Source organism: Acinetobacter sp. SK-43 (assembly GCF_015351505.1).
Classification (GTDB): Bacteria; Pseudomonadota; Gammaproteobacteria; order Pseudomonadales; family Moraxellaceae; genus Acinetobacter; species Acinetobacter junii.
Window position 1 is genome coordinate 18,612 of the sequence record NZ_JADKPY010000057.1, and the last position, 13,282, is coordinate 31,893.

Genomic DNA, 13,282 nt, shown 5'->3' on the forward strand with positions numbered 1-13,282 from the left:
AAATGATCAAGTTTTGCGTCTGTACAATCATATTTAATCTCACCAAAACATTTAAACTTGCACAAAATTTAGATGTGTAGGGCGTGGACTATGCGTGATCAAACCAAAGATGCCATTCAAAAAACAAAAGTTGCAATTATCGGTGCAGGTTTTGGTGGTTTAGCAATGAGTATTCGACTATTACAAAGCCAAATCAATGATTTTGTAATATTAGAAAAAACCAACGATGTTGGTGGTACATGGAGAGAGAACCAATATCCAGGGGCAGCTTGTGATGTTCAATCACACATGTATTCTCTATCGTTTGCGCCTAAAACAGATTGGTCAAAGCGTTATGCTGAGGCTGATGAGATTTTTGATTATATTCAAGAAATCACAACTCAATACAAGCTAAGAGACTATTGTAAGTTCAATCATGAAGTTACCAATGCTACATTTGATGAAAATCGTAATGTTTGGACTTTAAAATTTAAAGACCAACCTACACTTGAAGCTCAATTTGTAATTTTCGCATCTGGCCCATTACATGTTCCACAAATTCCACATTTAAAAGGAATTGAAAACTTCAAAGGTAAAGTTTTCCACTCTTCTCAGTGGGATCACAATTATGATTTGAATGGTAAATCTGTAGCTTCAATTGGTACTGGTGGAAGTGCGATTCAGTATATTCCTGAAATTGCAAAAGATGTTAAACAACTTTATGTGTTCCAACGTACAGCAGCTTGGGTGATTCCACGTGATGAACGTAAATACTCTCAACTAAGCAAATCTTTATTCAAAGCATCAAATATCTATCGTCAAATTCATCGTAGTCGTTTGTATTGGACAAATGAGTCACGAGTTGTGCCAATTGTACAACCACAAATCATGAAATATGGTCAAAAGCTTGCTGAAGCCTTTATCCGCTTCCAAGTAAAAGACAAAGAACTCGCTAAAAAACTTACTCCAGATTTCGTAATGGGCTGTAAGCGAATTCTAATCTCAAATAAATATTTCCCTACATTCAATCGTAAAAATGTTGAACTAGTCACTGATGGCGTTCAAGAAATTACAGCGAATGGAATCGTGACTAAAGATGGCAAAAAACGTCAAATCGACTGTCTGATTTATGGTACTGGATTTATTACTGATCCACGTATCTATCTCAAACACTTTGATTGCTTTGGTCGTAACGGTATTGAGCTGAAACAAGCTTGGAAAGATGGCGCAGAAAGCTATTATGGTATTGCAACCAAGAATTTCCCTAATTTATTCCAATTATTAGGTCCGAATACAATCCTTGGTCACAACTCTGTAATTTTCATGATTGAGTCACAAGTAAATTATATTCTACAGTTAATTCAAACTGTTGATAGCACTAAAACTCAAGCTGTTGAAGTTAAGCATGCTGTTCAAGATCAATTTAACGATCGCGTACAAGAGCAGTTAAAAGGCACTGTTTGGCAAGCCGGCGGATGCAGTAGTTGGTATCAAGCTGCTGATGGAAAGAATTTCTCATTATGGCCGACGTATACTTGGAAATATTGGTTAGAGACTCGCAAAGTAAATGTTGCTGACTATAATTTCCTTAATAACTCAGCGATTACGAAAACAAATGCAGCGTAGTCAATAATTCTTCATAATAAGCAGGTTATTCGTAACCTGCTTTTTTTATGCAATCTGTCATTTTAATTTTTCAAATTTTTATTGCAATTAGCTTAGGCTATTTTATTGCACCAAGACTTTCTAAAAATTTGAACAATCTCATTTTTAAAATTCTTCCATATTTTTCATATGTGTTATTGGTCAGTGTTGCTTTTGAATTGACACAAGCACTCAACCATATTGACAACCCGACAACAATCCTCCCTCCTGCACTTTTAATGGCTTTTACCACCTCTATTTTCGCATTTGGTATTTGTTTAATTACATATAAGCTTATTGATCGGCAAAGCGTACAAGGCAAAATTTTATTTAATCTTTTTTTTAACGCCTTAAAAAATATAGCGAAAGCTTTTTTAGCATTAGGAATTGGTATTCTATTAGGACTAATAATTAACCATAGCAATATTCAGTTTACATTTAATAGCTGGTATCTACTTTTAGTTTTTATCTTTTTAATCGGTATCGAACTCGCACATACACAGTTTGTTCGTAGTTGGTTAAGTTGGAAAATTCTCTTAGTACCATTTGCTGCATTTGTCGGTTCATGCTTGGCGTCTATATTAAATTATTATCTTTTACCTAAAGCCTTTAAGTTAAATGAAGTTTTAGCTTTATCACAGGGTTATGGCTGGTATTCAATGTCTGGCATTCTATTTACTGAATTGCATTCTGCAAAGTACGGAGGGATTGCCTTACTCACTGATTTATTCCGTGAAATTTTTGCAATTTTATTAATGTATTGCTTAGGTTGGCGTTTTCCTCGTTCCGCGATATCGAGTGCAGGTGCAACATCTATGGATGTCACTTTGGCTATGGTCAAGCAATCATGCGGAACTCATTACGTACCGCATGCAATGATGAGCGGGCTAATATTATCTTTATTAGCTCCACTCTTGATCAGCTTATTTCTGAATCTAAAAATCTAATTTATTGAATTAGATGGAAGCTAAAATAGATTTTAACATTTCAGTTGGTTGAGCCGCCTTGGTAATTGGGCGGCCAATTACTAAATGAGTAGATCCATCAAGCATCGCTTGCTTAGGTGTTACGATTCGTTTTTGATCATCTGCATTTGTACCTTCAGGTCGAATACCAGGTGTAACTAAAGCAAACTCTTGACCCAGCATTTCACGAAGAATTTTAGCTTCTTGAGCTGAACAAACCACGCCATCTAAACCACTATCTTTAGTAAGCTTTGCTAGACGTTTCACATGATCAACAGGTTCGACATCTAAACCGATATCAAACAAATCTTCTCTACCCATAGATGTAAGAACAGTCACAGCGATTAGTTGAGTTTTGTACTTACCTGCTTTAAGACGTTCTACACAAGTTTCCATCATCTTACGACCACCTGAAGCATGAACATTTACCATCCATACTCCTAGATCAGCAGCAGCACAAACAGCTTGCGCTGTCGTATTTGGAATATCGTGAAACTTAAGATCGAGAAAAACTTCAAAACCTGTATCTTGTAATTTTTTTACAATCGATGGACCCTCATGCGTGAAAAGCTCTTTGCCCACTTTTACTCGACAAAGTGTTGGATCAAGTTGTTCAACAATAGTCATAGCTTCGTATTGGCTTTTTGCATCTAATGCAACAATGATACTCAAGAGCTTTTCTTCCAAGTTAGTTAAAGGCGCTATTATAAATATGTTTTTGCAGAAGTGTAAAATATGATTAACAGGTCTTTGGTTGATGTATATGCATAACCGCTACTACTTAAAAATAAAACAAACGGTAAAATAAGTTATATTTTAATCCTAAAATAACGACAATAAGGAATAATAATGCAAGCTATCAAATCGACAATACAGCAAAAAAAAATACAGTTTAGCAATCATCAATTCTTTTATATTCTTAAAAATGAAAATCTGACAATTGATCAAAGGTTAAAATTTTTACCAGATTTAGCTCACTTTGTTATGAGTTTTTCAGATCTTAATAATTATGTCTTACCTTATGCAAACCCACAGAATAAATACGAAGAGGCAATAAACTTGCATTGCAAAGAAGATGCAAACCATTGGCCTTGGTATCTATATGATCTTAAAAAACTAAATTTAGATCAGTCTCAATTATTGAGCGATACATTGAAATATTTATGGGGAGATAAAATGTCCCCTAGTAGAAAATTATCGTATGAGTTAGTTTCACTAACCTCAAATCAATGTCCTTTTATTCGATATGTTGCTATCGAAGTGATGGAGGCTACAGGAAATGTTGTATTCAATGTTCTTAATGAGATAACTAAAGAGACTCGTCTAAATCTAAAATTTTGTAGTGAAATACATTTATCACATGAGACTGGGCATACTATTGGTGTTGGAGCAGATGTTTTCGATGATTATCCAACGTCTACAGATACAAAATTAAAATCGATTATCGTGATTGAAAAAAGCTTTAATGCTTTTGCCAAATTTATGGATCAGCTAGAAAATAAATTAAAAGAATAGGTCTTTGGTTGAAGATTTAAAATTAAAAGCGTCTAAAAATACAAAAAGGCTAGTTCACTTATGAAATAGCCTTTCGAATATTAAAAATATTAAAACGTTGTCGTTTTATCATTGGCGTGAACATCTAAAACAGTTTTCTCATGCCGAACACTCGCAGCGGCTTCAGCTGCAGCTTGCTGAGCAAGTTGAATCTGTTCTTTTCTCAAATGATCAATATCTTTACGCAAGCGCTTAATTTCCCAACTATTTTGAAAAACTCGGAAAACTTGTACACCCAGTAATAATCCAACCACGACACCTAAAGCAAGTGTTAACAAAAGCAATAAACCTAATCGCATCGCTGGAACTTGAGTAAATAATAAATCTACTTGCAATTCAGCTGGATTCTGTAAAACTAATGCTAATGCGTAACCAAATATAGCAACAAGTAATGCAATTAATACATAGCGCATAATTCGCACCCCACTTATTTAATTTATTTTTTATTTAATTGACTCGTTTACTGCATCACGAAGAGCTTTACCTGGTTTGAAGTGTGGTACTGCTTTTGCTGCAACATCAACTGCCTTACCAGTTTTAGGATTACGGCCTAGACGTGGTTCACGATGATGTAATGCAAAGCTACCAAAACCACGAATCTCAATACGATCACCACTCGAGAGCGCTTCAATCATTTGATCAATCATGATCTTAACTGCATCCTCAACCAAAGGCTCAGCTAAATGTGGGTTTTTAAGTGCAATCCGTTCAATTAAATCAGATTTATTAAGTGCTTCAGTCGTCATTGATGACCTCTTTAATTATCGCTACTTTTCAATGTTTTTAATAATAACCTGTTTAAATACAAAACGGTAGCGCAGTACATGAATACTACGCTACCGTTTACAGTATTTTTGTATAAAAAAGTACATCTCTGTTACAAGAAATGTACTTTTTAACAAATTACTTCATTTGAGCTTTAATTAAGTCACCAATAGTCTTAGGACCATTGCTTTCTGCAGCTTGAGTTGCAGCAGCTTGGCGAGCGTTGTTTACAGCTTCTTTCTCTTCAGCTTCGTCTTTCGCTTTGATAGACAAGTTGATAGAACGAGACTTACGATCAACGTTGATGATCTTCGCTTCAACTTCTTGACCAACTTCTAAGAACTTAGTTGCATCTTCAACGCGGTCACGATTGATTTCAGAAGCTTTAAGAGTTGCTTCGATGTCATCAGCTAATTTAACTGTAGCACCTTTAGCATCAACAGCTGTAACAGTACCTTTAACTAAAGCACCACGTTCATTCGCAGCTAAGAAGTCATTGAATGGATCGCTGTTTAATTGCTTGATACCAAGGCTGATACGGTTACCTTCAGCATCTACAGATAAGATAACTGCTTCAACTGTGTCACCTTTCTTGTAACGACGGATAGCTTCTTCGCCTTGTTCGTTCCAAGAAATATCAGACAAGTGTACTAAACCATCGATACCACCAGATAAACCGATGAAGATACCGAAGTCAGTAATAGACTTGATCGTACCAGAAACTTTTTCGCCTTTCTCATGAGATTTAGCAAACTCTTCCCATGGGTTAGCACGAGTTTGTTTGATACCTAAAGAAATACGACGACGTTCTTCGTCAACTTCAAGAACCATAACATCAACTTCATCACCAATCTGAACTACTTTAGATGGGTGGATGTTTTTGTTTGTGTGGTCCATTTCTGAAACGTGTACTAAACCTTCAACGCCTTCAGCGATTTCAGCAAAGCAACCGTAGTCAGTTAAGTTAGTAACGCGCGCTTTAACGATAGAACCTTTAGGGTAACGGCTCATGATCGCTAACCATGGATCTTCGCCTAATTGCTTAAGACCTAAAGATACACGATTACGCTCGCGGTCAAATTTAAGTACTTTAACTGTAACTTCTTGACCAACTTCAACAACTTCTGAAGGGTGTTTGATGCGTTTCCAAGCCATATCTGTGATATGAAGAAGACCATCAATACCACCAAGATCAACGAATGCACCGTAGTCAGTAAGGTTCTTAATAGTACCAGTAACTGTTTGACCTTCTTCAAGTTGAGCGAGTAATGCTTCACGGTCAGCAGAAGATTCAGCTTCCATAACAGCACGACGAGATACAACAACGTTGTTACGTTTAGCATCAAGCTTGATTACTTTGAACTCTAACTCTTTACCTTCAAGGTGAGTTGTATCACGAATAGGACGAGTGTCAACTAAAGAACCTGGTAAGAATGCACGTACAGGACCGATGTCAACAGTGAAACCGCCTTTAACCTTACCAGAGATAACACCAGTAACGATTTCGCCGTCTTCAAAGATTTTCTCAAGTTTAGTCCAAGTTTCAGCACGTTTCGCTTTTTCACGTGACAAAACAGTTTGACCCATACCGTTGTCAAGCGCTTCAACAACTACGTCAACAGTATCGCCAACTTGAACTTCAAGTTCACGTTGTTCATTTAAAAATTCAGCACGATCAACAACGCCTTCAGATTTAAGGCCAGTGTCGACAGTAACCCAGTCAGAATCGATACTAACAACAGTACCTTGGATGACTGCACCCTTTTCAACGTTGAGGTTTAATTCACTTTCTTCAAAGAGGGCTGCAAAAGATTCGGTCATGATATACCTGATAAAGTCAGCGGTCTTGGATCAGACAAGGCCGGTTAAGTTAAGTTGTTACATTGTCCAAAAGATCTGATCAAGCAATGCTTCAACTGAAAGTTAATTCAATATCTATTTTATACGACTGTCGATATAGTCAACCATGAGCTTAAATACTTCATCGATACCTATCTCAGAGCTATCAACGATATAAGCATCTTTGGCCGGCTTGAGTGGAGCAACTGTACGCTCCATATCTCGCTTATCTCTAGCCTGTATGTTAGATAAAATGTCGCTTATTTTAGCATCAAGACCCATACCCTGCAACTGTTTTACACGTCGCTTCGCTCGTGATTGTGCAGATGCGGTGAGATAAATCTTTGCCTGAGCTTCAGGAAAAATAGAAGTTGCCATATCACGACCATCAGCAACCAATCCTGGAGACTGGATAAAAGCTCTTTGACGATCAAATAACGCTTTACGTAATGCTGGAATTGCTGCAACTTTAGAAGCATATTCCCCCACTTCCTCCGTGCGTATCACATTCGTCACATCAGCACCATCGAGTAGAATAATCGTGGTAGATTCTGTTGATTTAAATTCGATATTTAAATGAGTTGCAATTTCGACACATTCATCCAACTTAGTTTCAAGTTGCTCTAATAAGTTTTTTTGAGCCAAAGACAGTCCAAGTAAACGATATAACGCACCAGAATCTAATAAATTATATTGGTAATGTGCAGCAATCTTAGCAGCTAACGTACCCTTTCCAGATCCGCTTGGACCATCAATCGTAATAATATGAACTGTCATTCTCTTCTCTTTATGGAGCAACTGATTTCGCTAGTTTTGAGAAACCTAGTGTAATTGCTGCTTTAAGTTGCGCAAGAATTAATTTACTCACAAAAGGTGCTTTTGCTGTAAATTCAATCTTGTAAGTTACCAATGTTACGTAGGGTGTAATTTCTTTGAAATCAATTTGACCCAAATGATGCTTTACAAGTGGATTGTTAATCAACTTATACTCAATACGTTTATTTTCTTCCAATAATGTAATTTCTTCTTGCAATGGTTTTACAGGACCAAATCCCATTCGACGAACCGACCCAATGCCATCTGGACGTTTTGGATCAGCCGAATCTTTAACTCGTACCACTTGTAATGGAGCAAAAGCTTTATTATAAGTTGCATGTTTTGACAATAAATCAAACACTTCTGAAAGAGGTGCATGAAACTCTTTTTTTACAGTGATTGCATTACGCATAGCTTTGCCTTTTTTAATTTGACCAAAATCATCGCGGCTTAGTTTGCCACAACTCAAAAGACATGTTTAATCATTTAAGGACGTTTTAGATAAATGGGCTTGCTTCTTTTCTTTTCTTCTTTGCTTAAAAAAATCACTTAGTTGAGCTGAACATTGTTGTTGTAAACAACCTTGTTCAAATACAAATTTATGGTTGTAGTAGCCATTATCTAACAATTGACGAGCGCTAACAACAGAACCAGCTTTTGGCTCAGTCGTTGCAAAAATCACTTTTTGAACTCTTGCATGAATCAATGCACCAACACACATGGTACAAGGTTCAAGCGTCACATATAAAACAGCATCATCTGGTAATCGATAATTTTCAATCGCTCGGCAAGCTGAGCGCAGCGCTTGAATCTCTGCATGTGCCGTAGGATCAGACAATTGGATAGGTGCATTGTAACCCGAGCCAATGATTTTATCTTGACTCACGATTACAGCGCCAACAGGTATTTCACCTTGTGATGCTGCGATTGCAGCCTGCTCGTAGGCAAACTGCATCCAATATTCATCTTTATTAACAGTCATATCTACTTAAGAAATTACACCATATTGTCTTAATAACGCATTCCAACTATCAATTGTTGTAATTGGTGGACAATCAGACAATATATCTTTCAAAGTGATTTTTTCAGCAGACGTCCATTCAGGTGAAAGATCCTTATCAACCAAACGTGCTCGCACACCCTCAACGAAATCAGGATGACGAATCTTCCAATCAGAAATTTGTGACTCTAAAGCAAAAACCTCATCCCATGCATGACCTTGTTTACCCCATTGCCAAAGCAACCAAGTAATCGCAGCAGTGCTCGGAGAACCCTTCTGTAAATTCTCACTAGCTTGACGTAACCAGTCACTACTTGCATCACTCAAACCTATAATAGCTTGGTAATCATACTCAAAGCTTTGTCCACGACAAACACTATGGATAACATCAATTGAATTTTGCAATGGTCCAGAAGCAACTGGACGATGCAGGCTATTCAGGGTGTCATCGATTGCTCTAAATGCGCCAGCTGGATAATGATTCCAATCAACATTCAGTACTTTTTGAAGCACATTATCACGCTGAGCTTCACAAATATGTGTCGCCCAACCAATACTGAATGCTCCAGCAGCTGTCATGATTGAACCCGTTAAACCAGTAAATAAACCAATTTGACCACGATCAGCAAGGAAGCGACTACCACCAACATCAGGATACAGCCCAATATTAATCTCAGGCATAGCCAAACGAGAATATGGTGTGACCAAACGAAATGGTGCAGCCATAAATAAGCCTAGTCCGCCACCCATGACATAACCTTCACCCCAAACCACAATAGGCTTAGCATAGTTATGCAGCAGTAAATCTAGTGCATATTCTTGCTCAAAGAATTTATTAGCCGTATCAACTTCATTGTTAATAACCAATTGGCGCAATTTACGAACATCACCACCCGCACAAAATGCTTTTGGTGTAGTCGAATCAAACCAAATCGCTTTTACACTTTCATCATCATGGAAATGTTCGAACACTTTGAGTAAAGCACTTACGATCGATTCATCCAATGCGTGTAATGATTTAGGTCGGTTCAAACGAACAATACGCCAACCATTTTTAGCGTGCTCGACAATCAAATCAGGATGATAGCTATTTAAATCGGGAGAATTCATTATGCGTCCAATTGCCAGTCTATAGGCTCAATGCCATGTTGTTTCAAATATTGATTTGTTTTAGAAAACACTTTACAGCCAAAAAAACCACCTCGGTTTGCTGATAAAGGTGACGGGTGGGCTGCACTTAAAACTAAATGTTTGTTACGGTCTATGCGCTGTCCTTTACGTTGAGCATAAGCTCCCCATAATATAAATACGATACATTCACGATGTTCATTCAACACATCAATCACATTATCAGTAAAATCTTCCCAACCTTGTTTCTGATGTGAGGTGGGTTGACCAGCTTCAACCGTCAGCACACTGTTCAGCAATAAAACACCTTGCTCAGCCCATTTACTCAAATCACCATGTCGAGAAACAGGTATGCCTAAATCAGTGTTCAATTCATGAAAAATATTACGTAAAGATGGAGGTAATGCAACCCCTCTTTGTACCGAAAAACTTAAACCATTCGCCTGATTCGGTCCATGATAAGGATCCTGACCAAGTATGACGACTTTCACATGGTTAAGTGGAGTGGTGTTAAATGCATTAAAAATTTGTTTGCTTGGCGGATAAATCGTTTTTTGGGCAAGTTTCTCTTGTTGCAAAAACTCGCGTAAATTATCCATTTTTTGCCCAAGTAAAAATTCAGAAAGTGAATATTTCCAAGATTCATCAATCTGAATTTTATTTAATTTATTGAGCTGTTGTTCCGTAAATTGCATCAATTTTCCTTAATTTGAGTTCACTTAATCAAGTAAACTCAAAGTGTTACTTGTAATTCTACTTCTGGATTTTCGAACTTAATTCCTTTTTTCAAGTTCTCATATATCTGTGGATCACTCCACTCTGATACGACTTGCTCTGAAAAAACTATTTGATCCAAGCTCAATATACCCATTTGCTCATTTTCAATGTCTTCCTGAAAACTTTGAGCGTACCCCGTATCAGTTTCATGAACAATCACAGAATATACTTGAACATCACCCTCACCATTTTGTGTTGTAGTTGAGCGAAGGACTTGTTGAGCTAAATAGAAAAAAATACGTGAAAATTGTTCGGCAGAAGGCGAAACAGGCAATGAAATCCATCGTGCACTAAATGTCTTACATGCATCAATATAAGCAGCATCATCTTTTTGCCAAAAACAAATGGCATGATCAAAACTGTCAAAAAGTTCTTTTATAACACCTTTGAGCAAACCAAAATCGTAAACCATCTGACCATGATCTAGCTTTGACGCTTTGAGTAATAATTCAACTTTATAACTATGCCCATGAATCGAACGCTTACAGCGATCCGATGTACAATTGCGTACAATATGAGCATTTTCAAACTTAAATAATTTACGAATTAACATGCACCAAGCTAATCTTTATCTGCGAACGAGTTTTATTATAAAGCAAAAAAACAAGCATTGGGATTGATTTTAAACCTTGTCGATATTTGATAATTCAATTATCAAATCAATTGAAAGGTGCAAGACTTCTTGAGTAAACAATTACATGATTATCTTTTCTAGCCATAGAACTTGTGAATTGACGCTTACGCTCACTTAAAAGCACATCAATCTGTGCAGTAAAATAATTCGATTGCACATCCATTAGGCTACCTGCATCAGTTTTACTCTGCTCATCAATGCCAGAAAATGCATTCAATTTCCATAAATCATCTAGATTATTAAAATAAGTCAAGTTTGCCTGGTTTGCTTTGATCTCCTGCTCTACCGCTTTCATATCCACCTTAGGGTCTATACTTGCTAGCAATAAAGCAGGTGCAGTATTTATATTTATTTTTGTTGGTTCAGGTAAGGCCGAAACATAGGGACGAATCAAATCAATTTTTTTACCTTCGAAACCTCTAACCAACTTTAATTCTTCAACATTATGGAACTTTGTATTTGATGCCAAATATGCAGGTTCCTTTCCTTGATAAATACTACTTTCAGCTCCCATTGCACCCGAAGTTTCATCATCCTCATCTTGCCAATCAATGACAGCTTGACTCAACTCCGCTGGCAATCCAACTCTAACTAATAGTTTTTCAAACCACCGACGAGCCGAATCATCCACTTTTCCGTCTGGCTTAACTAAATTATTTAAATTAAATTTTCCCGAATCATCAACTAAACGTCCAGAAACTGCACCATCTTCAACTGGAAACGGAGGCATTGGTTTCGCCCAACTTTCCTGTAAATGATCAAGATTACCTGCATTTTCACTATCTTGAATCAATAATTCAGAAAAAAATGCCTCTGCACTTTTTGCATAAAGTAAAGACTGATTTTGGCGCATCAAATAGCCCGTATTTTCAGCAGTATTGCTTTGACGTTTTGCAATTGTTGCAGCCAAAATAGTAGCCAATGCGACCATGATCAATATTGTGAGAAGTGCTATACCTTGTTCAGAAGATTTAATCTTGATCATGGTGGAGTTTCCTGATTGACCAATAACTGATTGGCATTTAATAAACTATAAATCCACTCATAATCTGAACCAGCAATCGTCAATTGAACTTTAAAACCTAATGGTAACTTCTTTAATTCATTTACATTATTTGGATCATTAATATTTTCAGGCCATTGGCTAATTTCTTGTGGATTTAAAATCAAAATTCTAAATTGATCTACATTTTCAAGTAAAGTGCTTGATACTGGTTGCACACGATTTGGAATATTTAAATTTGTATATTTCAAACGGTAAACTTTTTTTTGTTGTGCATCATATCTGTATTCTATTCGCTCATATGGTGAAAGACCTTGCTTCAATGGATCAGATACCCCAGCCTTACTAAAACTAAAACTTCGATCATTCAAAACCATAGCTGCTTGTAATTGTCGCCCATCATTTGCAGTCAATGGAATTATCTGCATACTATCTTTTAGAAATTGCTGATAAGCATCCTGTAATTCAAATAAATGTGTTTCATGTTCTGCATTTCTATCTTTCACTTTGATGAGATAATCAAAAACTTTCCACCCCAACATTGAAAGCACTGCAAAAATCGCAATCGCAACAAGCAACTCAACTAAAGTAAAACCTAAATTACTCTTAATTTTATTTGGTAAATAAGACTTAGTTGAACTTTGCTGACACTCTGAGACAACATTAAATCTGCAACCCAACCTCATTACAACATTCTTGATTTTCATGATGTTTTGACTTTAGCAGGATAATTAAAGAATACAAGATTGGTAATTCCTGCCTCAACTTTGCCTTGTTCAGTGTTATATAAACTTACTTGTAACTCGATACGTTGGATTTTGGGGCTTAATGTTGATTGTGCTTTTTTTATCATTTGCCAAGTTTCTCCTTGCGCAGTCACCTGTTTAGATTGTGTTCCTTCAAGCCACTCTTGATTTATTTCCATGGTTGCAATTTCATTCATTGCCACAAATTGGGCTTTAGTACGCAAAATTGCATTTGAAGTTGATTGGGTATACTGCATAGCTATTTTAGTTAACGCGATTGCAGCGACCGCGAAAATAGCTAAAGCAACCATCACCTCTAACAGCGTAAAACCTTTCTGTATTTTGAGAGAATCTAGTTTAACCTCAGCAATTGTTTGAAAATTAAGACTATCTGATTTTTTATCAAGCAAACTGAATTGTCGATTAGTCATC

General features: G+C 36.7%; 16 protein-coding genes. 3 read left to right on the forward strand and 13 right to left on the reverse strand.

Features of this window, described 5'->3' with window-relative positions:
• Nucleotides 1-90: 90 nt before the first annotated feature.
• Both IRT38_RS11440 and IRT38_RS11445 read left to right on the forward strand, forming a co-directional pair.
• Nucleotides 91-1,605 (forward strand): flavin-containing monooxygenase, encoded by a 1,515-nt coding sequence (locus IRT38_RS11440; RefSeq protein ID WP_194597757.1) that lies wholly within the window; start codon nt 91-93, stop codon nt 1,603-1,605.
• A 47-nt stretch (nt 1,606-1,652) separates the two neighbouring features.
• Complete coding sequence (locus tag IRT38_RS11445; RefSeq protein ID WP_194597758.1) at nt 1,653-2,570, forward strand: lysine exporter LysO family protein; 918 nt, start codon at nt 1,653-1,655, stop codon at nt 2,568-2,570.
• A gap of 9 nt (nt 2,571-2,579) precedes the next feature.
• On the opposite strand, the gene pyrF is transcribed toward IRT38_RS11445, so the two are convergent.
• A complete protein-coding gene (gene pyrF / locus IRT38_RS11450; RefSeq protein ID WP_005402549.1) occupies nt 2,580-3,275 on the reverse strand; it encodes an orotidine-5'-phosphate decarboxylase in 696 nt (231 codons plus the stop codon).
• Nucleotides 3,276-3,437: 162 nt separating this feature from the next.
• On the opposite strand from pyrF, the gene IRT38_RS11455 reads away from it, so the two are divergent.
• Complete coding sequence (locus tag IRT38_RS11455; protein ID WP_194597759.1) at nt 3,438-4,103, forward strand: hypothetical protein; 666 nt, start codon at nt 3,438-3,440, stop codon at nt 4,101-4,103.
• Between the two features lie 89 nt (nt 4,104-4,192).
• On the opposite strand, the gene IRT38_RS11460 is transcribed toward IRT38_RS11455, so the two are convergent.
• The 12 genes from IRT38_RS11460 to gspI form a co-directional block, all read right to left on the reverse strand.
• Nucleotides 4,193-4,555: a lipopolysaccharide assembly protein LapA domain-containing protein gene (locus IRT38_RS11460; protein ID WP_004954101.1), complete on the reverse strand. Its 363-nt coding sequence runs from the start codon at nt 4,553-4,555 to the stop codon at nt 4,193-4,195.
• Nucleotides 4,556-4,585: 30 nt separating this feature from the next.
• Nucleotides 4,586-4,888: an integration host factor subunit beta gene (locus tag IRT38_RS11465; protein ID WP_004911476.1), complete on the reverse strand. Its 303-nt coding sequence runs from the start codon at nt 4,886-4,888 to the stop codon at nt 4,586-4,588.
• 157 nt (nt 4,889-5,045) lie between these two features.
• Nucleotides 5,046-6,728 carry a 30S ribosomal protein S1 gene (gene rpsA / locus IRT38_RS11470; RefSeq protein ID WP_004954100.1) on the reverse strand — a complete coding sequence of 561 codons (1,683 nt, stop codon included), beginning with the start codon at nt 6,726-6,728 and terminating at the stop codon, nt 5,046-5,048.
• Between the two features lie 114 nt (nt 6,729-6,842).
• The gene (cmk, locus tag IRT38_RS11475) at nt 6,843-7,523 is read right to left on the reverse strand and encodes a (d)CMP kinase (RefSeq protein ID WP_194597760.1); all 681 of its coding nucleotides are present in this window, start codon (nt 7,521-7,523) and stop codon (nt 6,843-6,845) included.
• A gap of 10 nt (nt 7,524-7,533) precedes the next feature.
• Complete coding sequence (locus IRT38_RS11480; RefSeq protein WP_075696895.1) at nt 7,534-7,974, reverse strand: SRPBCC family protein; 441 nt, start codon at nt 7,972-7,974, stop codon at nt 7,534-7,536.
• Nucleotides 7,975-8,040: 66 nt separating this feature from the next.
• Nucleotides 8,041-8,544, reverse strand: coding sequence for a tRNA adenosine(34) deaminase TadA (gene tadA, locus IRT38_RS11485; RefSeq protein ID WP_125299265.1), 504 nt, complete (start codon nt 8,542-8,544; stop codon nt 8,041-8,043).
• Between the two features lie 6 nt (nt 8,545-8,550).
• Complete coding sequence (locus IRT38_RS11490; protein WP_194597783.1) at nt 8,551-9,675, reverse strand: enoyl-CoA hydratase/isomerase family protein; 1,125 nt, start codon at nt 9,673-9,675, stop codon at nt 8,551-8,553.
• On the reverse strand, nt 9,672-10,385 hold the full coding sequence (gene ung, locus IRT38_RS11495) for a uracil-DNA glycosylase (RefSeq protein ID WP_194597761.1): 714 nt from the start codon (nt 10,383-10,385) through the stop codon (nt 9,672-9,674). The genes IRT38_RS11490 and ung overlap by 4 nt, the downstream gene beginning before the upstream one ends.
• Nucleotides 10,386-10,423: 38 nt before the next feature.
• Nucleotides 10,424-11,020 carry a 6-pyruvoyl trahydropterin synthase family protein gene (locus IRT38_RS11500; protein ID WP_004954093.1) on the reverse strand — a complete coding sequence of 199 codons (597 nt, stop codon included), beginning with the start codon at nt 11,018-11,020 and terminating at the stop codon, nt 10,424-10,426.
• A 106-nt stretch (nt 11,021-11,126) separates the two neighbouring features.
• On the reverse strand, nt 11,127-12,086 hold the full coding sequence (gene gspK / locus IRT38_RS11505; protein ID WP_194597762.1) for a type II secretion system minor pseudopilin GspK: 960 nt from the start codon (nt 12,084-12,086) through the stop codon (nt 11,127-11,129).
• Nucleotides 12,083-12,811 carry a type II secretion system minor pseudopilin GspJ gene (gspJ, locus tag IRT38_RS11510; protein ID WP_227540303.1) on the reverse strand — a complete coding sequence of 243 codons (729 nt, stop codon included), beginning with the start codon at nt 12,809-12,811 and terminating at the stop codon, nt 12,083-12,085. Before gspJ ends, gspK begins: the two co-directional genes overlap by 4 nt.
• Nucleotides 12,808-13,281, reverse strand: coding sequence for a type II secretion system minor pseudopilin GspI (gspI, locus tag IRT38_RS11515; protein WP_227592164.1), 474 nt, complete (start codon nt 13,279-13,281; stop codon nt 12,808-12,810). Before gspI ends, gspJ begins: the two co-directional genes overlap by 4 nt.
• Nucleotide 13,282: the final 1 nt, after the last annotated feature.